A 26,059-nucleotide genomic window follows, 5' to 3' on the forward strand; every position below is an offset into this window, starting at 1 on the left:
TTGCACTGTGGCGGAGGAGAAGAAGAAGATCACCATACCGGAGATGCTCGCGGCGAAGAAGCAGGGGCGGAAGATCACCATGGTGACGTCGTACGACTACTCCACGGCCGTCCTCGTGTCGAAGTCGAACGTCGACACGATCCTGGTTGGCGACTCGGCGGCCATGGTCATGCTGGGACACCCCGGCACCGTCCCTATTACGCTGGACGCGCTGATGATCATGGCAACCGCGGTGGTCAAGGGCGCAGGGCACAACACGTTCATCGTCGGCGACATGCCGTTCCTGTCGTACGAGGTCAACAAGGACAAGGCCATCGAGAACTGCGGGAGGTACCTCAAGGAAGCCGGCTGCGACGCCGTGAAGCTCGAGGGCGGCCGCAGGGTGGCTGCGACCGTGTCGGCGATAGTCCAGGCGGGCATCCCCGTGATGGGCCACATAGGGCTTACTCCACAAACCGCGGCTCAGCTCGGGGGGTTCAAGGTGCAGGGGAAGGACCGGAGCGCAGCGCGGGCGATAGTGGACGACGCAATCGCCCTGGAGGACGCCGGCGTCTTCTCCATGGTGCTGGAAGCCGTACCCACGCCTGTCGCCAGGATCATCACCGAGAGGGTGAAGGTCCCGACCATAGGGATCGGCGCGGGCCCGCACTGCGACGGGCAGGTGCTGGTCTTCCACGACATGATGGGGTTGTTCCAGAGATTCCTCCCAAAGTTCGTCAAGCAGTACGTGAACCTCGCGCCGCAGATCGTCGAGGGACTCAACCAGTACTCGACCGAAGTTGCGGGCGGGGCGTTCCCGGCGAAGGAGCACACGTTCTCGATGAAGGATGAGGAGGTCAACGCCCTCATCGAAGAGCTCAAGAAGGAGGGGGTCATCTAGCAGTGAAGATAGCCATCCTCGGGGCGGGCGCCATGGGTTCGCTCTTCGGGGGGTATCTGACCGCGGGCGGGCACGATGTGTGGCTCATCGATACGTGGGCCGGCCACGTGAACGCGATGAACTCCGGCGGCCTCGTGATCGAGGAGGCCGGCGGTCCACGCTCTTACGCGGTCAGGGCGGTCTCCGACCCGTCGGCGGCGGGGCCGAGCGATCTCGTCATCGTGTTCGTGAAGTCCTACCACACCGGGGCGGCGCTGGGGGGCGCCTCCGCCCTGTTCGGCGAGGGCACCGTGGCCCTGTCGCTCCAGAACGGCGTCGGCCAGCTGGAGGCGATGTCCGCGGTAATCGGGCGTGAAAGGGTACTGCTCGGGACCACCGCCCAGGGCGCAACCATGCTCGGCCCCGGGAGGGTGAGGCACGGCGGGTCCGGCGAGACGATCGTGGGCGAGCCGGACGGGGGTGTCTCGCCGCGGGTCGAGCGAATCGTGGAGGCATTCAACGCATCGGGCATAGAGGCGAGGGCCGATGCCGGTATCCTGAGCCACATCTGGGGCAAGGTTATTGTCAACGTGGGGATAAACGCGCTCACCGCCCTGCTCGGCGTGAGAAACGGGGAGATCCTCGAGATCCCCGAGGCCCGGCGACTCATGCGGACGCTGGTGCTTGAGGCCCGCGACGCTTGCTCCGCCAAGGGGATCCGGCTCCCATACAGCGATGTCGCCGGCAAGGTGGAATCGGTCGCGGCCGCCACGGCGCAGAACCGGTCGTCGATGCTGCAGGATGTGTCGGCGGGCCGTCAAACTGAGATCGACTACATAAACGGCGCCATCGTCCGCGAGGCTGCCTCGCTTGGCGTGCCTGCTCCCGCGAACGAAATCATGACTCTGCTGGTCAGGGCGCTTACGACGGCCCGAACCAGCGGGAAAACGGCCTGGAGGGTGGAGGGGTGAGCGTGTACGCAGTCAACGGTCGCGTGCTTGAGGTGGATCTGGGTTCGGGCAGGCTGGGCGATAGCCCCGTGCCCGAAGGTCTCTGGCGCGATTATCTCGGGGGCAGCGGGCTCGGGTCATACCTGCTGTATGGCGCTGCAGATCCTGCCCTACCGCCGCTTGCTGCGGAAAGCCCGATCTTCGTGATCGCGGGCCTTCTCACGGGGACGCCTGCCCTCACGAGCTGCAAGGTGTCGCTGTGCTTCAGGTCGCCGCTCACGGGGATCTGGGGCGAATCGACCGTGGGCGGGTTCTGGGGTGCGCAGCTCAAGGCCGCCGGGTATGACGGGATAGTGCTGCGCGGCCGCGCGGCCGAGCCCGTCTACCTCTGGATCAGGGATGGAGCCGCGGAGATCCGGCCCGCGAAGGACCTGTGGGGGAAGCAGACGTACGAGACCTCGGACGCCGTGCGCGAGCGGACGGACCCCAAAGCGCAGGTGGCGTGTATCGGCCCCGCCGGCGAGAACCTCGTCGAGATCGCGAGCGTAATGTTCGGCGGCCACGACTGTCGCGCCGCCGGCAGGTGCGGGGTTGGCGCGGTGTGGGGTTCGAAGAACCTCAAGGCCATCGCGGTCAGGGGGACCGGCCGCCCGGCCGTCGCCCGGCCCGGCGCTCTGGCCGAGTCACAGAAAGGCGTTCTGGGCTCCATCCGCGAGTTCGCCAGGGCCCTGGGTGAATTCGGCACCGCGGGCGGGATCCCCGGCGTCGAGGTGTCGGGGGACCTCCCGATAAAGAACTGGACGATGGGTTCCTGGACCGAAGGCGCCGCGAAGATAAGCGGCCAGGCGCAAGCCAAGACGATCCTCCTCGATCATTACGCCTGCTGGGCGTGCCCGATCCACTGCGGCAAGATCGTCAGGCTGGACGCGGGGCCGTACGCCGGCGCGACCGCGCACGGGCCGGAGTACGAGACGTGCGCCGGGTTCGGCTCGATGCTTCTCGTAGACGACGTCAACTACGTGGCTGCGGCCAATGACCTGTGCAACAGGCTCGGGCTCGACACGATCTCGACCAGCTCCGTCATCGCCATGGCGATGGAGGTCCGCGAGCGAGGGATTTGCATCCCGTCTGACGGTGGGTCGGGTGGCGGGTCGGGTGGTGGTTTGGCAGGCGGCCCGGCAGGCGAGGGTCGCGAGCCGGACCTCAGGTGGGGGAACGGCGAGGCCATGCTAGAGGCGATATATCTGATCGCTTCGCGGCAGGGCATCGGCGAGGCCCTCTGCCACGGGTCCAGGGCGCTCGCGCGAAGGCTTGGCGGGCTGGCTGCGGAGTATGCGGTCGAGTGCAAGGGGCTGGAGGTCGCCTACCATGACCCGCGCGCCTTCACGGGCATGGCGGGGAACTACGCCACGGCGAACCGCGGGGGGTGTCACCTCGAGGCCCTGAGCTACTTCGTGGAGAGCGGCGGCGTGCCCGGGTCGGTGGTCGGCTTCACCGGCCAGGTTGAGCCGCACTCGGCTGAGAACAAGGGATGGCTTGCCGCCCACATGCAGGACCTGATGGAGGTTTTCAACGGTCTCGGCCTGTGCAAGTTCCTGCTCAGGGGCAGGGTGTCGGTCGAGAACATCACGGACTGGTGCAACGCCGTTACGGGCTGGGACCTTAGCGTCGACGACCTCCTGAGACTGGGAGAGAAGATCCACAACCTGAAGCGGATGTACAACGTCCGCCTCGGGATAAGCAGGAAAGATGACACGCTGCCCCCCAGGCTCCTCGTGCACGATCGCAAGACGGGGCGGGCGGCCGGGAGCCTGCCCCACCTCGGCAGGATACTTAGCGATTACTACCGGCACAGGGGCTGGAATGAAGAGGGCATCCCCACGAAGGAGACCCTCGATCGGCTGGGGCTCGGGTGGTTGCAGGAGAGCGACGTGGTATGGAGAGAATAGGTTGGGACAGGTGAGTTGGCTCTCCAAGACGAGTCTCCGGGTGGTAGACAGAGATGACATCCGCCGAGCACAAGAGAACCAGTGAACGCCGAGTTACGCCTGTCAGGCTGCATGATCTATTTGAGGGGACCCTGGCTGCTCATGTCAACGCGTGGCGGGAGGTGCTCGGGTCGGACCTCGTGTCTCTGGTGTTGTACGGGTCGTGGGCCAGGGGCACGGCGACGGTTGATTCCGACATCAATATCCTTGTCGTGGCCGAGCGCCTCCCCCGAGGCCGGTGGGCTGAGGCCGTCTTTTCACGCTGTCGCCAAATCGTGTGAAATCTACGCCCTGCACGCGGGGTCTCGGCCTGCCTCACCGTTCAGGGCGAGCAGCGTGAGTCTTTGCCTGCTGTTAACCCCGAGTTTCTGGTATATGTGGGCGATGTGCGTCTTCAGTGTGCCTGGCGCCAGGTTCAGGCGCACTTCGATTGCGGAATTAGGCACCGCATGGAGCATCAACTGAGCGATCTCCCTCTCGCGTGGCGTCAGCCTGGCCGCTACGTCCGGAGGAAGCGACACCCCTGGAGTTGAGAGCCGGGGTTGGTGCAACGGGTAGCTCGCGCGAAGGGACTCGGCGCCCAGCACCCGTATCAACCCGTACGTGGCAAGAAACAGGGCCGTCACCGCCGTCAGGGCGCATGCCACGATGATGTCGGTCCCCGTGTGCGGAAGGAGCCATGCGGACAGCAGGCTTCCGAGGAGGATCCCCGTCACGTTGAGACCGAGCCCCCATCCGTACATCCAGTAGGGGTCGCGAGAATCGGAGAGGTCCGCAAGGCTTACCCATAGGAACAGGTCGAATGCGGCAAACGCGACGTTGATCAGAAACAGGCTGCCGAAGTACCTCGCCAGCGGCGGGACCATCGGTGCAAGCGCGTAGCTCACACCCATCGCCAGAACAGCAACCACTGCGAGGGGCTTGCGACCGCGAGAGTCAGCATACCGTCCCGCGAGCCCCAGCGCCGCTATGTACGGCAGCGCCTGCAGGGACTTGTCAAAGGGGACCTGATTGAAGTATGGGAGTGCAACCTCGTAGTACAGCCCTCCTACCACGCAGAAGGCCAGGACCATCACGCCAAACCAGGGGATGACGCCGTCTCTGGCTCCGATCCCCTTGTCCGCAGCAGTGGACCGGCCCGTCACCCCGGCCGGCTGTTGCGTGAGACCCTCGCTGGCCCAGAGGGCCAGGGCGAGCAACGCCAGGTTCGCCAGCGCGATGCCATGCACTCCCGCGATGGGTAGGGCTAGGACTGCAAGCGCGTAGAAGACGTTGGCCACGATCATCCCTATCGCCATCATCCTTCCGCGATGGCTGACCGGGATGGTGGAACGAAAACGCGGTCCCCACCACAGCACGTACGCGGCTGCCGACACTCCGGCTACGACCTGCGGATACATCCATAAACGCGGAGGCCCGTAACACAGGGCAAGCGTAGCAGCCACCGAACCCGCCAGGCCAGCTCTTGAGAGAACGTGGATAGCTCGAGAAGAGATGCCACCACGCGAAAACCAGAGGCCGAGGGTGAAGAGAGCACCGGCATGCGAGACCGTGAAGGCCTTCCCTGCTGAAGCTGCCACTCCCCCTCGCAGGGCCTCAAGACCTGCCAGAAACGGGCCGTACAGCGGGAACGACAACAGCCATCCGAAGAAGAAGCCAATCCCGAGCACTACCCGGGCTGATTCGGCGCGTCTCGACACCGGGCGACCCCCTCGTCGAACAGTATATCATCCGTCGGGATGATCTGCACATGCGAGGTGCGCATTTCATAATCATCCGCGCGGATGATTGTAAACATCATCGCCCTGCTTTTACATTACTGGTAGGTTGCGGTAAAGTCAGTCCGGCCTGCTGGTGTGCCAGGGGTCGTCTAGAAGTCTGGAAGGGGGAGGGAACGACTCGTCAGGATTCGTCAATCGCGATCCCGCCGTAGGCTCGAGGCCGCGGGATTTGGAAGTCGTCCTTGCTCGAAGTCATACAGTATGCTCAGTGAAAAAGGGGGAATAAGCCTCAATGCTCCGTAGATCGCTCGTCCTGCTCCTTACGATGGCCCTGCTCATCTCATTCTCCGCCGTCGCGTCGGCGGATGATTCGCCGTTCACTCTCCAGATCCTGACCCCTTCAGGCGATCCAACTGCGGGGCAGGCCACGAAGGACATCGGCGTTCCCGGCGTCGGCCTGGTGCCCTTCGGGCTGTACTACTATTTTCCCGGGCAGACGATAAGGCTGCGTGTTGCACCCAGGCCAGGGGTTTCGCTGCCGGAACCACAGACCCAGTACCGCGTCTATGCGAGTTTTGCGTCGGTTGACGGTACCAGCAACCGCGTGAACGGAGTTTGGAATAGCGGGAGTTACTGGGATATCCAGTACGCGATAAACTCCAGCTGGGAGGTGGGCGAAAGCCCCGTCTGCCAGATCCCCATCTACTGCGAATTCGATTTTCCACAGTCTCAAACGGTTCAGGTGGGGACGATGATCGCAGTGATAGACCTGAACCCGAGGGACATACCCGACTCCGGCCTTGGGGGAGAAACCACCGACTGGGAGACCATCGAGGACTTCACCGCGATACCGAGCCTGACGTTCGAGCGGTTCGAAGGAGGCACCGCCGTCGGCAAGCTCGTCATACAGGGGCCGATCAACCTCTGCGAGGTGGACGATGGAGGGCAGCCGACGACTGCGCGGGCTCTCCTGGAGCTGGACAACAACCTCGAGATCGAATCAGGCGAGATGAACATCAATACCGCCGCCGACGCTCTGGCGGCCCTGAATCAGCCAGCGTCACTCACCATGTATAACCTGCCATACATTAGCTCGCCCGGGATCGTATATGAGGATAACTACGGCACCCGCACCGTCGCGCTAGACCCTGGTGAGGATGCGAGCCAAGACACGACCGGGAAAATCAGCGGACTCTCATGGAATTCGGACCAGAGATCCCTAACGCTCACTGTCGGTGGATGGAGCGGTTACTCCACGTTCCCGAAAGTGGCCGCTGTCGCCTCGGACGTTTATGTCACGATGGCCTCGGGAAACACGACCCTTTCGTCCGACAACAAGTGGGTGCTCCAGGTGACGGACGGTACGGTGAAGACCGGCGTATCCGCGGCCGACCTTTCCGTGAGCAATCTTCCCTCGGGCCTCAGCATTGCGGCTGCGAAGGGGTCGGATAATTCGATTCAGATTACGGTGTCCGGTACGGCGAGCGCGGCGGTCACGACGCCAGTGGCTGTCGACGTTGTCGTGAAGGGCAGTGCGGTGACCCAGGCCAATGCCATCGATTCGGAACCCGTTACCGCTTATGTTCAGCCCCACCAACCTTCCAGTAACAATAACCTCGCGTCTCTGACGCTGACCAGGGGTTCGCTCACCCCGTCGTTCTCTTCGGGCATCCAGGACTACACTGTCAGCGTTGCGCACAGTGTATACAGTATCGACCTGACTCCCACGGTGGCGGACCCGGGAGCGACGCTCAAGATCGACGGCGAGGACCACTCCAGTGGAACGCCCGCTACAATAGACCTGTCGGGGGGGACGACGACGGTCACCATCACCGTAATCGCCGAAACCGGCGCAGAGAAGGAATATGTCGTGTCCATCCAGAGGGCGGATGTGTCCAGCGACGCCACCCTCGGCAACCTCACGGTCTCGAGCGGCTCTTTGTCGCCGGCCTTCTCGGCTGGGGAGACGAGCTACACAGTCAGCGTGGGCAATTCTGTGTCGAGCATTCAGATTACGCCCACGGCCGGCCACGAGTTCGCGGCGATCAAGGTCAACGACAGTGCGTGCGACAGCGGTTCCGCGAAGACGGTGAACCTGAGCGTCGGGGCCAACACGGTGACGGTTGTAGTCACAGCGGAGGACGGCTCGACCACGGAGACCTACACCATCACCGTGACGCGGGCTGCTTCCAGCGGCGGCAATGGGTCGAGCTCCTCGTCGACGCCTGCCTACCGGCCGACGATAAGTGGCGACAGGGCTGACGTGAACGCGGGAGCCCAGGTAAGCACCTCGACCAACGCCGATGGCAGCACGACCGCCGGGGTTACCGTCAGGGCTGACGTCATCCAGAGTGCGCTGGCCTCCGGCAGCGGGGTGCGCGACATCGTCGTGCAGGTCACCCAGGCCGCGACCGAACAGGCTGCCATAGTCCCGGCCAATGCGTTCGCGGCCATGGCCGGCAGCCAGGCCAATCTGGTGGTGGAGACGGCCCGCGGCACGCTGCACGTTCCCGCGGAGGCGATCGATGTCGCCGGCCTCGCGCGACAGCTCGGCGTGAGCGCCTCCGACATGCAGGTCAGGGTGTCGGTTCGCGAGGTGTCCGGGGACGATGACCAGTATCTCCGCCGGCGCGCCACAAGCGCCGACCCCGCTTTGAAACCGGTGACGCGCGCCCTGGAGTTCACCATCGAGGCGGTTGCCGGCGACAGGCGGGTGACGGTGGAGTCGTTCGGCGGCAAGCTGGTGCGAGGTGAGTTCCCGCTCGGGTCGGGCGACGCAGGCCAGGTGAGCGACCCGCGGAAACTCTGTGTCTACAGGTACGACGAGCAGACCAGGCAGTGGGCTCCGGTGCAGAGCCGCGTCGACCTTGAGAACATGAAGGTCATATTCTTCACGCCCAGCTTCAGCAAGTACACTGTGATGGCATACGAGAAGTCGTTCGCGGACCTCGCTGGCCACTGGGCGAAGGCTGATGTCGAACTCGTCGCCTCCAGGCACGTCGTCAAGGGGATGACTGCCGACCAGTTCGTTCCGGAGAACAAGGTGACGAGAGCCGAATTTGCCACCATGCTCGTCCGGGCGCTCGGCCTGAGCGTTCCGGCGAGGCCGCAGCCCGGCTTCATCGACATCTCGGCGACCGACTGGTGCGCGGGATTCGTCGAGGCGGCTGTCAAGGCACGGCTGGTGAACGGGTATGACGATGGGACGTTCCGCGCCAACCGGACGATCACCAGGCAGGAGATGGCCGCGATGATAGTCCGCGCGCTGAAAGTAGTCGGCAAGGACGCGTCGGTCTCGGCCGCTGAAGAGACGAGCCTGCTGCAGGGTTTCGGCGACGCGGGACTCGTTCAATCGTGGGCGAAGTCTGACGTGGCGAAGGCCTTGAAATCGGGCCTCATCAAGGGGATGACGCCGGCGTCGTTCGCCCCGGCCGATAACGCGACCCGGGCGCAGTCGGCGACGGTGATCAAGAGGCTGATGGAGCAGGCGGGGCTGTTCTGAGGGAATACCGGAGGCCGGGCGACGCGCACGGGGTGCATGCCCACCATGTGCGTGCGCGGCAGCAAGGCGGCGGGAGAGCCTGCGGGGCTTTTCCGCCGCCCGGTCTGTCGGTGGGAAACTGCTGCCGTAGGGCACGGATGAACGGTAAACTGCTGCAATAGGGCAGCGAAAGCCGGGGAATTGCTGCTGCAGTGCAGCAAAGTCGAGTAAGTTGCTGCCGTGGCGCAATCGACGGCCGGATCGTTGCGCCTGCGCAGCAAAGCGGGGAGGATTGCTGCCCTGGTGCAGCCATGGCGGATCGACTGCTGCTGTGGCGCACAGGACGTTCTCCCGATGTGTGGTGCGCCAGCAGAATTGACAACGCAGGCGACGGCGGGGATAATATGAGCCAGACGCATCGAAAGGCGCGGGCGCCCGGGAGTCCAGCGCCGAGCGATTGGCCGTTTGAAAATGCTAGGGCAATGACGGGGTCAACCGGTTCAGGCCGATTCCAGAGAGGGGACGGATGGTGCGAGTCCCTGCGCCGCGACCGGGAGGCCACCCCGGAGCTGCGGCCGTGAAGGCCGGGGGGAGCGCCCCATAGAGCGCCTGGAGATGCGCCGGCGGAGCCGTCCACACAGTGGCTGGGCCGGCGAATCAGGGTGGTACCGCGAGAGAAGCCTCTCGTCCCTGAGCGGGGCGAGGGGTTTATCATTTGTCGCGAGCCGCCGGTGTCCGGCCGGTCCGAGCCGCCGGCGCCGGCCCGGCTGGGGCCGAGAAACGGCCGACAGGGGGTATGACCGTGATCCGCTACATGACTGGTGACCAGATTCGCAGCGAGTTCCTGCACTACTTCGAGCGAAACGGGCACACGATAGTCCGGAGCTCGTCACTCGTCCCGCACAACGATCCCACGCTCCTGTTCACGAACGCCGGCATGGTGCAGTTCAAGGACGTATTCCTGGGCACCGACAAGCGGCCGTACACACGCGCGACCACTTCGCAGAAATGCGTTCGCGCCGGCGGCAAGCACAACGACCTCGAGAACGTGGGCTACACGGCGAGGCACCACACGTTCTTCGAGATGCTCGGGAACTTCTCGTTCGGCGACTACTTCAAAAAGGACGCGATCCGCTTCAGCTGGGAGTTCCTCACCGGGGTGCTGGGGCTGCCGGAGGACAGGCTGTGGTTCACCATATTCAGGGACGACGACGAGGCGGGCGGGCTCTGGCAGGAGACTGCGGGAGTCGGGCCGGACCGGATCATCCGCATGGGGGAGAAGGACAACTTCTGGGCGATGGGCGACACGGGACCGTGCGGGCCGTGCAGCGAGATCATATTCGACCGCGGTGAGCAGTACGGCTGTGACGCCCCCGAGTGCTTCATCGGGAAATGCGACTGCGACCGGTGGCTCGAGATATGGAACCTCGTGTTCATGCAGTTCAACCGGAGCCAGGACGGCACGCTGGCGCCGCTGCCCAAACCGAGCGTGGACACGGGCATGGGACTCGAGCGCATTACATCAATTATGCAGGATGTTGAGACCAACTTCGATACGGACCTGTTCACCCCCATCATAGGAGCGATCGAGGAACTTGCTGGAAGGCCCGCGGGCAAAGGTGCCGAGGTGTTCCCGTACAGGGTGATCGCGGACCACGCCAGGGCGTGCACATTCCTCGTCTCCGACGGCGTCATCCCGAGCAACGAGGGGCGTGGATACGTCCTGCGCAGGATCTTGCGGCGCGCCGTGAGGTACGGCAGGGTGCTCGGCATCGAAGGCGCGTTCATGCACCGGCTGGTCCCGGTCGTCGGTAAGGCCATGGGCGACGCATACCCCGGGGTCGTCGAGAAGTCGGACCTTGCGTCGAGGGTCATCCGCGTCGAGGAGGAGAGGTTCCTCCAGACGCTCGAGCAGGGTATCAGGATGGTGAACGGACTGGTGGAAGCGGCAAAAGCCGCGGGGAGGACCCGGATCGACGGCCAGGACGCGTTCACCCTGTACGACACCTACGGTTTCCCGTTCGACCTGACGAGGGACATCGCCAGAGAGAACAACCTGACGGTCGACCGCGAGGGATTCGATCACGCCATGGAGGAACAACGGGAACGCGCCCGCGCCGCGAGGAAAGCGGAGGGCCTGGAGTACACCGCGGGCGTCTCCGCCGTGCTCGCGGACGTTCCCCCGACAGTGTTCGTGGGCTACTCAGCGCTGCGTTCGGAGTCGAGGGTTCTCGCCGTGGTGAAAGGCGACGACAGGGTGCCGGCTCTCGGCACGGGCGATACGGGGGAGTGCGTGCTGGACACGACCCCGTTCTACGCCGAGTCCGGCGGGCAGGCGGCCGACTCGGGGACGATCTCGTGGGCCGGCGGTTGCGCCTCCGTGGAGGGGGTCCGCAGGCTCCCCGGCGGCAAGGTCGTTCACACCCTCACCGTACGGGAGGGCCAGCTTACGCAGGGCGACGCCGTCTCGGCCGTCGTCGACAGGGAGCGCAGGGCGTCGACGGCGCGCAATCACACCGCCACGCACCTGATCCACAAGGCGCTCAAGACCGTAGTGGGGGAGCACGTTAACCAGGCGGGCTCGCTCGTGACCCACGATAGGCTCAGGTTCGACTTCACGCATTTCACCCCGCTCACGGAGGAAGAAACCGCCCGTGTCGAGCGGCTGGTCAATTCCAGGGTGATGGAGGACCTGCGCGTCGACGCGAGCGAGATGGGCCTCGACGAAGCGAAGGCAGCGGGGGCGATCGCCCTGTTCGGCGAGAAGTATGGCGAGCGGGTACGCGCCGTCAGGGCCGGCGATTTCAGCATGGAGCTGTGCGGCGGGACCCACGTCGGCCGCACCGGGGAGATCGGCCTCGTGAAGATAATTTCGGAGTCGGGGATCGGGTCGGGGCTGCGGCGTCTCGAGGCCGTCACCGGCTTCGGAGTGCTCGAATACCTGGGCGCTGTCGAGAAGACGCTCAACGAGGCGGCTTCTGTGCTCAGGGTATCGCCACAGGACGTGCCCGCGAGGGTTTCCGAGGTCGTTTCCCGGGTCAAGTCCCTCGAGCGCGAGCTCGAGCGCGCGCAATCCCGCGCCGCCCAGTCGGGCGTCGACGAGATCATCGCGGCGGCTGCCGGCGTCGGCGGATCGCGCATAGCCTCCGGCCGGGTGGCCGCGCAGAGCGTCGACTCGCTGAGGGCGGCCGGTGACGCCGTCAGGGACCGGATCGGTTCGGGCGTCGTCATTCTCGCGGCGGACCTGGACGGCAAGGTGAACCTCGTTGTCATGGTGACCAGGGATCTGGTTGGAAAAGGGGTTCATGCGGGTAAGATAGTACATGAGGCGGCCCAGGTGGCCGGAGGAGGCGGTGGTGGCCGTCCGGACATGGCCCAGGCGGGCGCCAGGGACGTCGACAAGATGGAGGAAGCCCTCAGGAAGGGTGTGGAGGTGGCGCGTGGGCAGGTCGTGGCCGCGCTCGGGTCTTGAAGAACCACCGCGCCGCGCCGGTGAAGGATAAACGACGTGGGACGCAGAACAAAATGTCACCTGAGTTCGTTTACTCGAATATTCCTGTGGGGGGGCTGACCGTGGTCGAACCGGGCGAAAGCACCAGAATGTTCAAGGTAAAACCGGACGAGGCATGCGACGCCAGGGAAGTCCTGACCCGGGTTCATCAAGCGTTGAAGGAAAAAGGGTACAACCCGATCAACCAGATCGTCGGTTACCTGTTGTCCGGAGACCCTGCGTACATCACCAGCCACAAGAACGCCAGGAGCCTGGTGCGGCGCCTCGAAAGAGATGAACTGCTGGAAGAGCTCGTGAAGAGCTACCTGGAGGGCTAGCCTAGGGTGATTCCCCTTAGAGACAGCATCCGCTCACGCCGTTTCCCTGTCGTGAATGTGTTGCTGATCGCCGTAAACATCCTGGTCTTCCTTTTTGAGTGGACCCTGTCCGACAGGCAACTCGCGCTGTTGTTTCGCTATTACGGCGTGGTGCCGCTCAGGTTCGCTTCGATGCTGGGCGGTCCCGCTTCTTCCGGGCCCGGCCTCACGCCCGTGCTGACCCTCATTACCTCCCAGTTCATGCACGGCGGGCCTGTACACGTCGCCGGCAACATGCTCTACCTCTGGGTTTTCGGCGACAACGTCGAGGACAGGATGGGGCGCCTGCGCTACCTCGTGTTCTACCTGCTGCTGGGTAGTCTCAGCGGCCTCGCCCACGTGCTGTTCAATGTTGGGTCGCCGATCCCCACCATAGGGGCTTCAGGGGCGGTTGCGGGAATCCTCGGCGCTTATTTCATATCGTACCCGCGGTCGCGTGTGGTGGCCCTGATCCCGCTGATCGTGTTCTGGACGGTTACGGAAGTCCCGGCCGTGATATTCCTCTTCCTGTGGTTCCTCCTGCAGCTGGGGAGCGGCGTGGCGAGCCTCAGGGCGGCGGTACAGGTTGGCGCGGGGGTGGCCTGGTGGGCGCACATAGGGGGGTTCATCGCGGGCGCCGCCCTGGTGAACGTGTTCAAGGGCAGGCGCAGGTGGCCGTATTACTAGCGGGAGTAGCCGGCTGGTTTCTCGGCGACGAACCCTGTAGTGAACGGGTTTATCACCGTGATTCCATCGTACACACCGCCTGAGGATAGGTCCTCCGACAGGATAACCTCACACTGGAGCCTCAGCGCACTGCGGATTATCATGGCGTCCCAGAACGAAATCTTATAGCGACACTCGATGTCGATGGCTCTGAGCACATCCTGGGCGTCCGGAGAGTGAACGTGCCACGTCGAAAGGTCGTCCACGATTTGCGCCGCTGTCTCCTGCGGGAGACCGATTGAGAGTTTGCGGGTTACGGTGACGTAGAATTCCTGCAGTACCTGAATGCTGATACAGCCCGCCCCTGAATCCCAGAAACCCCCTACTAGGGCCATGGCTCGCTCGTGCTTCCATCTTACCGAAGGGTCGTACGCATACACAAGCACGTTGGTGTCGATGAACCGGCGTTGCGGGTCAGCGCTCATGTAGGTCATCACGCGTCCACGTAATCTTGCCGTTCATGCCCATGTTGAAGCCCGTCTGCATCATCTTAATCTGACGCTCGCGTGCTTGCTCGTAACGTTCGTCGCTGCTGACGAGTTCCTCCACCATGTCCGTTAGCAGCCGCGACAGTGATGTCTGGCGCTTGACAGCGATAATTTTGGCCTTACGCAGGACGTCTTTAGGTATTGAAAGCGTTATGTTCTGGTTGTCCATCTCCAATGCACCTTCCACGTAAACGAGTGTATCACGTATTTGCGTGGATGGCAACGCTGATAATTGTTTCCGCCGGCAGGAGGACTAGACGGCTCCACAAAGAAAATGTACCTGTCTCTATCAGGGTTTGCCAGGAGCCTATCCTGCGCCCATCAGAACATGGTTGGGAGGCGGTCCTGTGCCGGACAAGATAACGGTTAGCGTAATCAAGGCCGATGTGGGGGGGTTCGTCGGGCATTCGTGCGTGCACCCGGACCTTCTGGAGAAGGCAAGAGAGACCTTGCACCAAAGGGCCGCCGGTTTGCTGGTGGATTTCTTTGTGGCTAACGTGGGCGACGACATAAACCTCATAATGACTCACCGCAACGGCGTTGACTGCCCCGCGATTCACGAGCTCGCGTGGGAGACATTCGTCGCCTGCACGGCGGTCGCCAAGGGGCTCAAACTCTACGGCGCGGGGCAAGACCTGCTGTCCGACTCGTTCTCCGGCAACGTCAAGGGCATGGGGCCCGGCGTCGCCGAAATGGAGTTCGTGGAGAGGGCCGCCGAACCCATCATCGTGTTCATGGCAGACAAGACGGAGCCCGGCGCGTGGAACTTTCCGCTCTACAAGATGTTCGCCGACCCGTTCAACACGATCGGGCTCATCATAGACCCCAAGATGCACGATGGATTCCGGTTCGAGGTGCACGACCTTATAGGGCACAAGAAAGTGATGTTCGACTGCCCCGATGAACTGTACGACATGCTCGTGTTCATCGGCGCACCGGGCAGGTACTGCGTAAAGTCGGTCTATTCCAGGGCTATGAACGAGATAGTGGCGACGTCGACGACGCAGAGACTGAACATGATGGCCGGCAGGTACATAGGCAAGGATGACCCCGCGATGGTAGTGCGCTGCCAGAACGGCATGCCTGCGGTGGGCGAGGCGCTCGAGGCGTTCGCGAACCCTCACCTCGTGGCGGGCTGGATGCGCGGGTCGAGCCACGGGCCGCTCATGCCGGTCTCGATGCAGGACGCGGTTTGCGTCAGGTTCGACGGGCCGCCCAGGGCTGTGGCGCTCGGGTTCCAGCTTTGCCACGGGAGACTGGTCGGGCCGAGGGACTTCCTCGGTGACAAGAGCTTCGACAAGGCCAGGCAGACCGCCAACGAAATAGCCAACTACATGCGCAGCCTCGGGCCGTTCGAGCCCGCGAGACTGCCGCTGGACGAGATGGAGTATACTACGCTACCGGACGTGATGAAGAAGCTGGCCGGGAGATTCGAGGACATCGACTGAAGCCGGCGGGCTGCGTCCGTGGGCTCTGTTGGAGCGCCTATGACATACCGCGAGCTCGGTAAGACGGGACTCAACGTCTCACGCCTAATCCTGGGGACCCTGACGATGGGTCCCTTTCAGGCGAATCTGGACCTGGAACAGGGTGCGGACCTGATCCGCCGCGCTGTGGAACTGGGTGTCAACATGCTGGACACCGCCGAGGTCTACCGCACGTACCCGTACATCAAGCGGGCGCTCCGCGGGACCGGCGACGAGGTGATGGTCGCCACGAAGTCGTTCGCGTACACCTGGGAGGACATGAAGCGCAGCCTGGACAGGGCGCGAATCGGCGTCGACCGCGACGTGATAGACGTGTTCCTCCTGCACGAGCAGGAGTCCGCCAGGACGCTGGAGGGCCACCGGCGGGCATTCGACTACCTCCTGGACGCAAAGGTCAGGGGGATCGTGCGCGCCGCCGGGGTCTCGACCCACTTCGTGGAGGTGGCGGCGGTCGTGGCGGAGATGCCTGAGGTGGACGTGTTGCACCCCATCATCAACCGCGAGGGGCTCGGCGTCCAGGGCGGAACGCTCGACGAGATGATGGCTGCGGTCGGGAAAGCGCACGACGCGGGCAAGGGTGTCTACGCCATGAAGGCTCTGGGAGGCGGCAACCTCCTCAAGGACGTCGAGAAGAACCTCGGCTGGGTGAGAGACCTAGAATTCGTGGACGCGATCGCGGTCGGGGCAGTGACCGCCGCCGAAATCGAGATGGACGCGTTCATCATCGAGGGGAGGGATGTCCCGGAGAGCGTCAGGAGGGCCGTGGCGAAGCGCGCGAAGCGCCTGTTCATAGAGGAATGGTGCAAGGGTTGCGGCGCCTGCGTGAAAGCCTGCCAGTTCGGCGCGCTGAGCGTTGTCGGCGGTGCGGCGCGCGTGGATCCCTCGCGTTGCGTGCTGTGCGGTTACTGCGCTGCGACGTGCCCGGGGTTCCACATCAAGGTGGTGTAGGTTGAGTCCGGTGACCGCTATGCGTATCCTCGCGCTTGACGTGGGGGACAGGAGAACGGGGGTTGCGCTCAGCGACCCTCTGGGCCTGACGGCACAGGGGTTGTGCGTCATCGAGGCCTCGGGCGTGAGGTCGCTCGTTGAACAGGCTGCCGCCCTCATCCGGGAGCACGAGGTATCACGCGTCGTGGTCGGGGTGCCGCTCAACATGGACGGTAGCGCGGGTGAACGGGCGCTGAAATCGCGGAAGGTAATCGAGATGCTCCGCTCGCGGGCGGGTGTGGAGGTCGACCCGTGGGATGAGCGTCTCACGACATTACAGGCGGAGCGCACGCTGATCGAGGCCGACGTCTCGCGCAGGCGGAGGAAAGAGGTCATCGACAAGATGTCCGCCGTGCTCATCCTGCAGGCATACCTGGACAGGACTCGGGCGGCTCCTGGAGGAGCGCCTCGCCCGGGATTAAATCCGTAACGGTGGGTAGAATTAAGGCTCGGGATGAAGTCGATTGACTCCCGTCGAGCGCCCGTACTACAATAGGTCTATCCGCTGGAAAACTGAGGTGAGTCGTTTGACAGAGGAAGGAATGGACGACACTATCGTCCTTAAGGATGAGGACGGCGAGGAGCATGAATTCAGCGTCGTCGACGTGATCGAGGTCGACGGCAAGGAGTACGCTATCCTGCTGCCCATGGACCACGAACTCGACCAGGGCGCCGACATTGAAGACATAGAGGAAGGGGCCGTCATCTTCAGGGTAGAGAGCGACGGCAAGGGCGAAGAGGTGCTCGTCGAGATAGATGATGACGACGAATGGGAGCGGGTGGCCGGGGCCTGGGAGGAGATAATCGAGGACGAGGAAGACGAGGACGATGAGGACGACGAGGATTGACCTGAGTCTACCGGCGTTTGCCAGCGTACGGACGCCCTGCGGAACGGTCCGCGGGGCTTTCTGCTTTATCAGAGGCCGTAAGGCCTGTACTTGTTGATTGCGTTGATGTGCTCTCGCAACGTCATGCTGAAATGGTGGGTGCCGTCGTTCTTCGCCACGAAGTACAGGTACTTGGTCTCGGCGGGGTACAGCGCGGCGCGTATCGAGGCCGTCCCCGGCGCCGCGATCGGGCCAGGCGGCAGGCCCGGCTGCCTGTACGTGTTGTACGGTGACTGCGCCTTCGTATCGTCCAGGGTGACCGGGCCGCTGAACTTGCCGGTGGCGTACCTCACCGTGGGGTCGGCGTCGAGTTTCATCCCGATACGCAGCCTGTTGTGGAATACCCCCGAGATAAGCGGCCTCTCCTCGTCAACCACTGCTTCCTTCTCGATAATGGAGGCCAGGGTCACCACGTCGTGCAGCCGCATTCCGATCTGCTTCGCGCGCACCCTGAAATCGTCGTTGAAGACATCCCTGAACCGCTGGACCATGAGCGCCACTACCTCGGTTTCGGCAGTGCCCTTGCGTATCCTGTACGTTTCGGGGGAGAGATAGCCTTCGAGTGGCTCCTTTAGATTGACGCCGGGCGGTGCAAGGTCCGCCACGACCGAGCGGTCCCTGGCCGCCTTGAGGAATGCCTCCTTGTTCACCACTCCCTGCGAGGCGAGGGATTCAGCGATCTGCAGGACTGTCAGGCCCTCCCGGACCGTGAACGGTCGCGTCAGGATCGGTCCCTTGACGAGGTACTCGAGGATCTCGGCGGGGGACATCGCGGCGTTCAGCTCGTACTCACCGGCCCTGATCTTGCCGTCGAGCCCACGGTACTCGGCCAGCAACCTGAACACGAACGCGTTCCTGATCACCCCGCTGGACTCGAGTATCTCCGCGATCTTCCCAGCGGTGGCGCCCTGGGGGACTTCCACGACCCGCGGCACAGGGGCGCCTGGTGACGCCGGCCGGAGCATGAGGTTAACCTGAAAGAACACCAGACCCCCGACCAGGACGGCCAGGGTTGCCAGGACGAGCAGCAGGACAGGCCTGTGTTGTGCGCGAAACTCCATGCGTACCCCTCTCCGGCGGGATGGACGTTCATATTCTTCCACGAAACGCCCATTTCCTTTGTTCCGCGCACCGGTGAGGTTGTGAGAAGGATTGAGGGACGCGAGGTGTGTGGTGTTGTCCAGGATACTCGTCACCGGAGGGGCCGGCTTCATCGGCTCACATGTCGTCGAGGCGCTGCTTGACAGTGGTTCGATCGTCGTGGTCGTTGACAATCTGTCGACTGGCAAATCCAGGAACCTGCCTGACGGCGTGCCGCTGCACGTGGCCGACGTGGCTGATGAGGAGGCCGCGCGTCTTGTCGAAACGTTCAGGCCGCACTGCGTGGTGCACCTGGCGGCGCAGGCGTCGGTCGGCGTTTCAACGAAAGACCCCGTTCTCGACTGCCGCACGAACGTGTTGGGGACCGTGAGGATGCTGGACGCGGCGCACAGGTGCGGGTGCGGCAGGTTCGTGTTCGCTTCGTCCGCGGCGGTCTACGGAGTGCCCGGACAGATCCCGGTTTCCGAAGACCACCCGGTGGGACCGTTGTCGTTTTACGGCCTGTCAAAGGCCTCAGCGGAACGGTACGTCCGCGAGTACTCGCGGCGAGGCATCGATTGCGCCATTCTCAGATACGCGAACGTGTACGGCCCCCGGCAGGACACACAGGGCGAGGCCGGCGTGGTGGCCGTGTTCGTGGATCTGCTCGTCAGGGGTGGACGGCCGGTCATACACGGTGACGGGACTCAGTCCAGGGATTTCGTCTACGTAAAGGATGTCGCGGCCGCTACTGCGTCTGTAGCCCTCAGGGGATCCGGGGGCGCCGGTACACTCAACATCGGGACCGGGAGGGAAACTACGGTCAACCGGCTGCTGGAAATGGCCGCGGCCGCGTGCGGCCGCCGGGTAGAACCCCTGTATGGCGAGCGCAGGGAGGGCGACATACACCGCAGCGTGCTGGACGTTTCCGGGGCCGGAGAGAATCTGGGCTGGAAAGCCGGGTGGTCGCTGGACGACGGGTTGAGGGAGACCGTTCTATGGTATTCCGGGTCAGGCAGGTGATAGACATCATGGAGCAGGCCCACCTGGGCACACCGGGCCTTGGCCAGGCCAGGGGCCTCATCGAGTCTCAGAAGCTATCGGTAATGGATGATGAAAAGGGGTTTGTGGATCTGATAGACAGAGTCACCGACGTTCTCATAGACGAGGTTGACCGTCCCTTTCCCCACCGAACCGAACCGTAGTATATCGCAAGTCTATTGCAGGCGGCTGAAGCCCCTCTTCAGCTCGATCCTCGCCTTCTCGCGGGCGAGCTGCTTAAGCCGCAGCTCGGCGGAGTCGTAGAGTGGCTGCGGGCTGCCCCTTTGGACCGAGGCCAGCGCGACCACCGCATTCCACCCGTGAGCCTCCGTCCAGTCTCCAAGATTCGGCCTGTAAGCAGGCGTTAATAGTACTGGCAGGGCGCCATCCCATGGCGCGGTCGAGAGAGCCTTGGCCAAATTGACGACGATCCTCGTGTGCTGGCCCCCCTTATACTGTTGTTGCCTGAAAACGATTATCCCACCGGTACGGACCGGGTGTCCCCGCAAAAGGCCCGACGTCGGTACGGGCATGAGGACGGGGGAAAACGAATCGCGAGAGTGCCTCGCCACGATCTCGCTGGCGAGGATCGGGCTCAGCCCGGCGGCGAACCCAACATTTCCGCCCGCCAGAGCATCGAGCGTTCGCCACTCCGCGCCGCCCACGATCTGTGCTCTGGCGAGTCCCCGGCGGACCAGAGACCGAGCCAGTTCGGCGGGCGCGCTCGACAACACCCGGGGCGGCCCGGTGTCGGTAGGCGGCGGAGGCGACCGGCCGGGTGGCTGGGGTTCTCCTGGCGGTTCGTAACCCAGGTCGGTCATCAGGTCTGGTGACGACGGGTCGACCATCGCCGGGACGAATCTCTTCGCCTTGAGCTGCTCGCACAGATTCTCGAACTCCCGCCAGGTCCAGCCGCTCATCGTCTTCCCGGGGTCAAACCCCACACTTCGCAGCGCCCCGGCATTCGCGATCCATGCCCTGCCTTCCACCCACCTGGGCAGGGCGAGCAGTCTTGCCCCGCGGCTGCAGCCGGAGATAGCCTGGGGCAGATAGGATTCGATCTCGTGGCGGGCCAGGAACGGCCTCAGGTCCAACTGCAGGACCTCATCGTAAACGGCAAGCCCTCCGGGGGGCGGCAGAAAGATGTCGGGTGGGTCGCCCGATAACAGCGCCCTGGTCAGCTCGCTGGTGCAGGCCTGGTACCCCAGGATAACCAGATCGACCGTAACTCCAGGGTGCGACGCGCGGAATTCGCCAATTACTTGTCCGAGCCCCGCTTCGGGGCCATTGACTGGCGCCGGCCAGCGGTATGCCCAGATGCGAATGTGTGCCGGGGATACCGGGGGCTCGTCTGGCAGGAGTCTCGGTGAAGGCGTCCGCGAAGGTGGGATCGTGAGGGGTGGAAGAAAGCCCGCGCGCACGACGGAGAAGGCGCCAAAGAGAAGGCCGGAACACACTACAGCCGCAAGAATCCTGGTTCCCCACCGTAATCGCAACCCTGCAAGCCCCCGGGGAGCCACACCGAGTGACCGAACGGTCCTGTGGACACCCGGTAACAAGGCTATGCGCTACGGGGCCTGCCTGAGAACGGCCGGAATGCGCAGGGGCCGGTCGCGCACTTGCCGCAGATGGCGAGGGACCCCGGGAAACCGCGCTCGGTGTTCAGGTACTTTCCGACTCTGCGGCAGTGGTCGTTACACTTGCTCTTGTCCAGCCCTTCGCCGGATATGGCGGACGCGGGGCATAGCCTGATGCAGGTATTGCAGCGTTCTCCCGCGAGGAAACCACAATATGGCTCCTCCCCGCCACCCTCGCCTCTGGCGGACCGGGTGTCGTGTACGGCCGAGTCTACCACGATACTCGAAATGCGTCCTGCGCACCCGCGTTCGGTGATGAGCAGGTGGTTGAGCCCGAACCGCCCGACGCCGGCAATCGCCGCCGCACTCTTGTGCGACCACCTCGCGCGCAGCGTCGCGGGGTCGTAGTTGTGGGTGGGCTGCTGAAAGGCGGCGCCCACGCCAACCGCGGCAAGCCTGCGCTGCAGGTCCTCACATATCGCCGCGAGCAGGGCATTGGTCTCGGTGTAGGAGGCGGCCCATTCGTCCGCGCAGAGGGGGGCGCGAGCGTTCGCCGCAACTATGCCCTTATCGAAGGGTAGGAAGAAGCACACCACCGAGCGTGCCTGCGGGAGCAGATCGGTAGGGAGGAGGTGGCCCGGGATAGGGCCGTCGCCGAGATCCTTCCACCGCGGGTCGGCAGCGTCGGCATACCCGGTGACGGGCTCGCGATACCTGGTGCTGCCGGCATGGTTCAGCGCGGCGGACCGGACGGTATCCTCGATAAGGCCCCGCAGCTCCGCCGCGTTCAGTTCTCTCTGCATTACGTCAACGCCCTCCCCCGGACTGCCACCCCGCCTAGTGGACAAGTACACACCCGGTCCACACGGCTCGGTTACCGGCTGGGAATTCCGCGTCCAATCCGAGTTCCCTTACGGTACGGATGACGTCGATCCCCATGCCTTCCATCGAAGGCCTCGCCTCGAACGGGTGCCTGCACGCCTTGCCGTCGTCGGCCGCCACACAGGTGTCGCACAGGCGGCACGCCCCGCCGATCAACCCTGCCGCGAGGACGAAACCCATCTCGAACGCCTTCTTCTCGACCGCGCTGACGGCGCGGTGAAGCCGCAACGCCCCCTGGTGGACCTCAGGGCGGGTGATGGACCCCCCGGTGGCCGGCGCCGCTTCAACCTGGATCATGACGACCCTGCTGTACCGCGCCAGCGCTTCTTCAAACTCCTTCACAGCAGGAAGGTTCGGGGGGCACATCAGGTTCCGGCCGTAGCTGGGGCACCGCGGGATCATGCATTTGAGCCGCACCCTGGGATCCACGCGGATTGAAGACGTGCTGGTGACAATGGCGCGCGTGGCGCCGGCGCCACGCGCTGCGTCGAGGAGGCACTTGAGATCACTACTGTTACCGGCATCCTCGTTCATGGTCCTCATGATTCTACGAATTTTACGGATCCACCTGTCGGCCCCCCGCTGGTTCATGCGAGGGCAGTTGCCAGGCGTGCCTTATGCTGGTAGGATGGTCTATAGGTCAGACCACGTACAGGAGGAAGATTAGAGTGAAGATCTTCAGGCTCGGGCTCGTCCCACCCGCCTTCTCGCAAGCCGTCTACCACGCTCTGGCGCGGGAAGGCATTGAATCGCTGGTCATCCTGTCGCCAGCCAGCAGTTACGTGTGCGTCGGCTACTTCCAGAACCCGCACAACTGCGTGGACCTGGAGTTCTGTCAGAGCGAGGGTATCCCGGTAATCAGGAGGGAGGTTGGGGGCGGTGTCGTGCTCCTCGATTCTAACCAGGTGTTCTACCAGCTGATCCTCCGGAGGGGGAACCCGCTCCTGCCCGGTACTGTCGCGGAGATGTACGAGAGGTTCTCGGGCCCCCCCGTGGCGACGTACAATGCCCTCGGCGTTCCAGCGAGGCACCGGCCCGTCAACGACATCGTGACGCTCGATGGGAGGAAGGTGTCCGGCCAGGGTGGAGCCGATATTGGGCCTTCGCAGGTTTTCGTCGGCAATATAATCCTCGACTTCGACTACGACACCATGGTCCGAGCGCTCCGCGTGCCCGACGAGAAGTTCCGGGACAAGGTCTACAAGACCATGAAGGACAACCTGACAACCCTCAAGCGAGAGCTCGGCGAGGCCCCTCCCAGGCGGAAAGTGGAGGACGTGCTGATAGGCGAATTCGAGAAGATGCTCGGGCCGCTGCACGAGGAATCGCTGTCGCCGGAGTTCCTTCAGAAGGTCCGCGCGATGGAGGAGTACCTCGCGTCCAGGGAGTTCCTCTTCAGAGAGGGCGCCAGGCCCCGCGGGGTCACCATCCGCGAGGGGGTCAGACTCGGGCGCGCGGACTACAAGGCCCCGGGCGGCCTGATAACGGCCGAGGTCGAGGCCGGAGACGGGACCATCAGGTGGCTGTCGCTTTCGGGAGACTTCACGTTCCACCCCAAGGATGAATTCGACGGCCTGGCGGCGGCCGTCAGCGGCCTGCCGCCCGAGAAGGAAGCCGTCAAAAAGGCCGTGGGCGCATACTACTCGTCCAGGTCGATCGACTCCCCGGGCGTTACTCCGGAGGACATCGCTACCGTGGTAGTCAAAGCATTGGGTTAGATACTGTAGTCCAGGCGCCGTGAGCCGTCGCCCGCGCCGCGGCCCCCGGTATTTTCCAGATCGTGTCCGGCAACCCTCATAAAGCCCCGGTCCCCTGCGAAAGTATCTGGAAGAACAGGCAGTGAGGAGGAGGTCTTGGTATGGCGTGGGCTAGGAGACTGATCTGCGTGGCGGTGGTGGCGTCGCTGCTGGTGGCGGCAGGGGGCGTGGCGAGCGTGGCGGCCGCGGCGTACGAGAAGGAGGTCGCTTTTAAGCCACAGGGCAAAGGGGTAAGTGTCGGCTGGGCCAAGAAGGTGTTTATAGACGAGGATGATGCCCCGTGGGCCACGGGATACATGGCCAAGATGAAGGTACGAGGGCTCATGCAGGGGTATCCCGGGGGGAAGTTCCTCCCCAACGCGGCCGTCTCCAGGGTTGAACTGGTGGTGCTGGCCGTCCGTCTGAAAGGGCTGGAGCAAGAGGCCAGAGACCGCAGCGGCGCAGTCCTCCCGTTCAGTGACGCGGAGCAGATCTACCGCAAAAACGCGTGGGCCGTCGGCTATCTTGCCACGGCGATTAGCGCGGGGTTGATTTCGTCGACGCGTGCGGCGTTCCAGGCTGAGAAGGCCGCGACCAGGCTCTGGGCTTCCGAGGTATTCATAAAGGCCATGGGCCTGGAGCAGGAAGCCAACGATATGATGAACACCAGTCTCCCGTACTCAGACGCCCACGAGATCCCCTCCGACAAGGTCGGCTACGTGGCCGTCGCCCTGGAACGGGGGATCATGATGGGGTACGGCAACGCCTTCAGGCCGAACGCTCCGATCAAGCGCTCGGAGATCGCGGCGGTGCTCGACCGAGCCGACGAGGCTCTCCCGCCGAAGATCGGCTACGAGGTTCGCGGGATCATAACCGGCGTTAACGAGCAGAACCCCGCCATAACCGTCAGGGTGCTCGACAACCGGTGGTGGGACTGGAAGGTCATGACCCGCAACGCGTACAAGGGGAACCTGTTCACAGGCACGGTCACGATACCGGTGTCAGAGGACGCGCTGATCCTGGTCAACAAGAAGCTCGGCGACCTGTCGGACCTCGAGACAGGGCAGCGAGCGTTGATACTCAGGAACTCCGACGGCAAGGCCATCCTCATCGACGCCAACGGGAACGGCCCGACCCCGAACTGGCCCGACGTGGGGAGCATCAGCAAGGAAGGCACCGTGAGGGCGATCGATCTGGGCAGCCCGAACAAGGTCACCATCAGGGATAATCAAGGGATCGACTGGACGTACCAGATCGCGTCGAATTGCCAGTTCCTCAGGGACGGTGACGAGATCGACCTCGACGATGTGAGGGTCGGCGACAGGGTCACTATCAAGATCGTTGACTCCAAGATCACCAAGCTTGTTGTGGAGGCGCCGGTGGCGGACTCGGTGAAGACCGGCGAAGTCACGGACATAAGAGCGGGTTCAACACCGAGGATCACGATAGAGCTGTCCGATGACTCGAGCTTCACCGCCGCCATCTCCTCCTCGGTGGTCGTGAAGGAGGACGGCTCGACGCGGTATCTCAGCGACGTGCACGTCGGTGACGACGTCCGCATCGAACTGCGCGACGGATATGTTGTAAGGATCGACATACTTGAATCGGAGGCCCGTGAGTACACCGGAGTAGTGCAGGACGTGTACTTCAGCGGATCGCCGAAGAGGCTCACAATCAGGTTGGACGGGACGCGGACGATGAGCGCCACCCTGTCGGACAGCGTCGTAGTCAAGTACGACGGGCATACCGTCAGCCTCAGCGAAGTCAAGGTCGGTGACACAGTCGATCTCACGGTTGTGAACTCGCTGGTCACGAAGATAGACATCGAGCGACGCTCGGTCACCGAGAGAGAGGGGACGGTAACCCAGGTCGAGACCGGCTCCGGCGCGCGAATCTGGATACGCGTCAGCGGCGGTTCCATCGTGAACTACCAGGTTACCTCCAGCGCCACCGTCGAGTTCCACGATGACGACGACCTGGAACTCGAGGATGTAGTGCCCGGCGACAAGGTCGACCTCAGGATCTCCGACTCCAAGGTGACCAGGATCGTGATCGAGGAGCGGCCGGTCAGTGAAATCCAGGGCACGGTAACAGCACTGAACCCGAGCTCAACCTCGGGGCGCACGGTAACGGTCCGCGACTCGGCAGGGAACCTCATGACCTACAAGGTGTGGAATGAGGCCAGCATTAAGAAGGGCTCCGACACCCTGAGGTTCAGTGACCTCGACGAAGGTGACTCGGTGATACTGAAGGTCGAGGGGAACCTCGTGACGAGGATCACAGTATTGTAGCACCGCGACGTAACCACGTCACCTGATCGGCG

At 63.7% G+C, this 26,059-nt stretch carries 23 protein-coding genes; 16 read left to right on the forward strand and 7 right to left on the reverse strand.

The window, feature by feature from the left end; all coding sequences use genetic code 11:
* The first annotated feature begins 43 nt into the window (after window positions 1-43).
* From panB to HPY55_08730, 4 genes are read left to right on the forward strand one after another with little or no spacing between them, the layout of a single operon-like run.
* Window positions 44-880, forward strand: a complete 837-nt coding sequence (panB, locus tag HPY55_08715; protein ID NPV70709.1) for a 3-methyl-2-oxobutanoate hydroxymethyltransferase — start codon at window positions 44-46, stop codon at window positions 878-880.
* A 2-nt stretch (window positions 881-882) separates the two neighbouring features.
* The gene (locus HPY55_08720) at window positions 883-1,830 is read left to right on the forward strand and encodes a 2-dehydropantoate 2-reductase (GenBank protein ID NPV70710.1); all 948 of its coding nucleotides are present in this window, start codon (window positions 883-885) and stop codon (window positions 1,828-1,830) included.
* The gene (locus HPY55_08725; GenBank protein NPV70711.1) at window positions 1,827-3,758 is read left to right on the forward strand and encodes an aldehyde ferredoxin oxidoreductase family protein; all 1,932 of its coding nucleotides are present in this window, start codon (window positions 1,827-1,829) and stop codon (window positions 3,756-3,758) included. The genes HPY55_08720 and HPY55_08725 overlap by 4 nt, the downstream gene beginning before the upstream one ends.
* Before the next feature lie 53 nt (window positions 3,759-3,811).
* A complete protein-coding gene (locus HPY55_08730) occupies window positions 3,812-4,078 on the forward strand; it encodes a nucleotidyltransferase domain-containing protein (GenBank protein NPV70712.1) in 267 nt (88 codons plus the stop codon).
* Between the two features lie 3 nt (window positions 4,079-4,081).
* Here the strand turns inward: HPY55_08730 and HPY55_08735 are convergent, their stop codons facing one another.
* Window positions 4,082-5,497, reverse strand: a complete 1,416-nt coding sequence (locus HPY55_08735; protein ID NPV70713.1) for a hypothetical protein — start codon at window positions 5,495-5,497, stop codon at window positions 4,082-4,084.
* 313 nt (window positions 5,498-5,810) lie between these two features.
* Here HPY55_08735 and HPY55_08740 point away from each other — a divergent pair, with 313 nt between their 5' ends.
* The 4 genes from HPY55_08740 to HPY55_08755 all read left to right on the forward strand — a co-directional run bounded on the left by HPY55_08740 (window position 5,811) and on the right by HPY55_08755 (window position 13,532).
* A complete protein-coding gene (locus HPY55_08740; GenBank protein NPV70714.1) occupies window positions 5,811-9,020 on the forward strand; it encodes a hypothetical protein in 3,210 nt (1,069 codons plus the stop codon).
* Window positions 9,021-9,813: 793 nt separating this feature from the next.
* The gene (alaS, locus tag HPY55_08745) at window positions 9,814-12,471 is read left to right on the forward strand and encodes an alanine--tRNA ligase (GenBank protein NPV70715.1); all 2,658 of its coding nucleotides are present in this window, start codon (window positions 9,814-9,816) and stop codon (window positions 12,469-12,471) included.
* 128 nt (window positions 12,472-12,599) lie between these two features.
* Window positions 12,600-12,827 carry an IreB family regulatory phosphoprotein gene (locus HPY55_08750; protein ID NPV70716.1) on the forward strand — a complete coding sequence of 76 codons (228 nt, stop codon included), beginning with the start codon at window positions 12,600-12,602 and terminating at the stop codon, window positions 12,825-12,827.
* Between the two features lie 6 nt (window positions 12,828-12,833).
* On the forward strand, window positions 12,834-13,532 hold the full coding sequence (locus HPY55_08755; protein ID NPV70717.1) for a rhomboid family intramembrane serine protease: 699 nt from the start codon (window positions 12,834-12,836) through the stop codon (window positions 13,530-13,532).
* Here the strand turns inward: HPY55_08755 and HPY55_08760 are convergent.
* Together HPY55_08760 and HPY55_08765 are read right to left on the reverse strand one after the other, a co-directional pair.
* The gene (locus HPY55_08760; protein NPV70718.1) at window positions 13,529-13,996 is read right to left on the reverse strand and encodes a PIN domain-containing protein; all 468 of its coding nucleotides are present in this window, start codon (window positions 13,994-13,996) and stop codon (window positions 13,529-13,531) included. The two genes, HPY55_08755 and HPY55_08760, sit on opposite strands and share 4 nt — an antisense overlap.
* The gene (locus HPY55_08765) at window positions 13,986-14,228 is read right to left on the reverse strand and encodes a CopG family transcriptional regulator (GenBank protein ID NPV70719.1); all 243 of its coding nucleotides are present in this window, start codon (window positions 14,226-14,228) and stop codon (window positions 13,986-13,988) included. The genes HPY55_08760 and HPY55_08765 overlap by 11 nt, the downstream gene beginning before the upstream one ends.
* A gap of 178 nt (window positions 14,229-14,406) precedes the next feature.
* Here HPY55_08765 and HPY55_08770 point away from each other — a divergent pair, with 178 nt between their 5' ends.
* The 4 genes from HPY55_08770 (at window position 14,407) to HPY55_08785 (ending at window position 17,381) form a co-directional block, all read left to right on the forward strand.
* On the forward strand, window positions 14,407-15,507 hold the full coding sequence (locus tag HPY55_08770; GenBank protein NPV70720.1) for a fructose 1,6-bisphosphatase: 1,101 nt from the start codon (window positions 14,407-14,409) through the stop codon (window positions 15,505-15,507).
* A 39-nt stretch (window positions 15,508-15,546) separates the two neighbouring features.
* The gene (locus HPY55_08775; GenBank protein ID NPV70721.1) at window positions 15,547-16,494 is read left to right on the forward strand and encodes an aldo/keto reductase; all 948 of its coding nucleotides are present in this window, start codon (window positions 15,547-15,549) and stop codon (window positions 16,492-16,494) included.
* A 19-nt stretch (window positions 16,495-16,513) separates the two neighbouring features.
* A complete protein-coding gene (gene ruvX, locus HPY55_08780; GenBank protein NPV70722.1) occupies window positions 16,514-16,963 on the forward strand; it encodes a Holliday junction resolvase RuvX in 450 nt (149 codons plus the stop codon).
* Window positions 16,964-17,060: 97 nt separating this feature from the next.
* Window positions 17,061-17,381, forward strand: a complete 321-nt coding sequence (locus HPY55_08785) for a DUF1292 domain-containing protein (GenBank protein NPV70723.1) — start codon at window positions 17,061-17,063, stop codon at window positions 17,379-17,381.
* Window positions 17,382-17,449: 68 nt separating this feature from the next.
* On the opposite strand, the gene mltG is transcribed toward HPY55_08785, so the two are convergent.
* Entirely contained in the window at window positions 17,450-18,481 is a 1,032-nt protein-coding gene (gene mltG / locus HPY55_08790) for an endolytic transglycosylase MltG (GenBank protein ID NPV70724.1), read from the reverse strand.
* 112 nt (window positions 18,482-18,593) lie between these two features.
* Here mltG and HPY55_08795 point away from each other — a divergent pair, with 112 nt between their 5' ends.
* Window positions 18,594-19,523: an NAD-dependent epimerase/dehydratase family protein gene (locus HPY55_08795; GenBank protein NPV70725.1), complete on the forward strand. Its 930-nt coding sequence runs from the start codon at window positions 18,594-18,596 to the stop codon at window positions 19,521-19,523.
* A complete protein-coding gene (locus HPY55_08800; protein ID NPV70726.1) occupies window positions 19,499-19,705 on the forward strand; it encodes a hypothetical protein in 207 nt (68 codons plus the stop codon). Before HPY55_08795 ends, HPY55_08800 begins: the two co-directional genes overlap by 25 nt.
* Window positions 19,706-19,717: 12 nt before the next feature.
* On the opposite strand, the gene HPY55_08805 is transcribed toward HPY55_08800, so the two are convergent.
* From HPY55_08805 to HPY55_08815, 3 genes are all read right to left on the reverse strand, one after another.
* Entirely contained in the window at window positions 19,718-21,037 is a 1,320-nt protein-coding gene (locus tag HPY55_08805; protein NPV70727.1) for an extracellular solute-binding protein, read from the reverse strand.
* A gap of 65 nt (window positions 21,038-21,102) precedes the next feature.
* Window positions 21,103-21,921 (reverse strand): epoxyqueuosine reductase, encoded by an 819-nt coding sequence (locus HPY55_08810; GenBank protein ID NPV70728.1) that lies wholly within the window; start codon window positions 21,919-21,921, stop codon window positions 21,103-21,105.
* Window positions 21,922-21,955: 34 nt separating this feature from the next.
* Window positions 21,956-22,534 carry a DUF2284 domain-containing protein gene (locus HPY55_08815; protein ID NPV70729.1) on the reverse strand — a complete coding sequence of 193 codons (579 nt, stop codon included), beginning with the start codon at window positions 22,532-22,534 and terminating at the stop codon, window positions 21,956-21,958.
* A 134-nt stretch (window positions 22,535-22,668) separates the two neighbouring features.
* Here HPY55_08815 and HPY55_08820 point away from each other — a divergent pair, with 134 nt between their 5' ends.
* Together HPY55_08820 and HPY55_08825 are read left to right on the forward strand one after the other, a co-directional pair.
* Window positions 22,669-23,718: a lipoate--protein ligase family protein gene (locus HPY55_08820; protein NPV70730.1), complete on the forward strand. Its 1,050-nt coding sequence runs from the start codon at window positions 22,669-22,671 to the stop codon at window positions 23,716-23,718.
* Window positions 23,719-23,858: 140 nt separating this feature from the next.
* Complete coding sequence (locus HPY55_08825) at window positions 23,859-26,027, forward strand: S-layer homology domain-containing protein (protein NPV70731.1); 2,169 nt, start codon at window positions 23,859-23,861, stop codon at window positions 26,025-26,027.
* The last annotated feature ends 32 nt before the right edge of the window (window positions 26,028-26,059 follow it).

The organism is Bacillota bacterium, assembly GCA_013178305.1.
In the GTDB taxonomy this organism is placed as follows: Bacteria; Bacillota; Sulfobacillia; order JABLXB01; family JABLXB01; genus JABLXB01.

Coding starts and splice junctions, on each gene's coding strand:
- panB (NPV70709.1), top strand. CDS start 44: ATGCTCGCGGCGAAGAAGCAGGGGCGGAAGATCACCATGGTGACGTCG.
- HPY55_08730 (NPV70712.1), top strand. CDS start 3,812: ATGACATCCGCCGAGCACAAGAGAACCAGTGAACGCCGAGTTACGCCT.
- HPY55_08740 (NPV70714.1), top strand. CDS start 5,811: ATGCTCCGTAGATCGCTCGTCCTGCTCCTTACGATGGCCCTGCTCATC.
- alaS (NPV70715.1), top strand. CDS start 9,814: ATGACTGGTGACCAGATTCGCAGCGAGTTCCTGCACTACTTCGAGCGA.
- HPY55_08750 (NPV70716.1), top strand. CDS start 12,600: ATGTTCAAGGTAAAACCGGACGAGGCATGCGACGCCAGGGAAGTCCTG.
- HPY55_08760 (NPV70718.1), bottom strand. CDS start 13,996: ATGAGCGCTGACCCGCAACGCCGGTTCATCGACACCAACGTGCTTGTG.
- HPY55_08765 (NPV70719.1), bottom strand. CDS start 14,228: ATGGACAACCAGAACATAACGCTTTCAATACCTAAAGACGTCCTGCGT.
- HPY55_08775 (NPV70721.1), top strand. CDS start 15,547: ATGACATACCGCGAGCTCGGTAAGACGGGACTCAACGTCTCACGCCTA.
- ruvX (NPV70722.1), top strand. CDS start 16,514: ATGCGTATCCTCGCGCTTGACGTGGGGGACAGGAGAACGGGGGTTGCG.
- mltG (NPV70724.1), bottom strand. CDS start 18,481: ATGGAGTTTCGCGCACAACACAGGCCTGTCCTGCTGCTCGTCCTGGCA.
- HPY55_08800 (NPV70726.1), top strand. CDS start 19,499: ATGGTATTCCGGGTCAGGCAGGTGATAGACATCATGGAGCAGGCCCAC.
- HPY55_08810 (NPV70728.1), bottom strand. CDS start 21,921: ATGCAGAGAGAACTGAACGCGGCGGAGCTGCGGGGCCTTATCGAGGAT.
- HPY55_08815 (NPV70729.1), bottom strand. CDS start 22,534: ATGAACGAGGATGCCGGTAACAGTAGTGATCTCAAGTGCCTCCTCGAC.
- HPY55_08825 (NPV70731.1), top strand. CDS start 23,859: ATGGCGTGGGCTAGGAGACTGATCTGCGTGGCGGTGGTGGCGTCGCTG.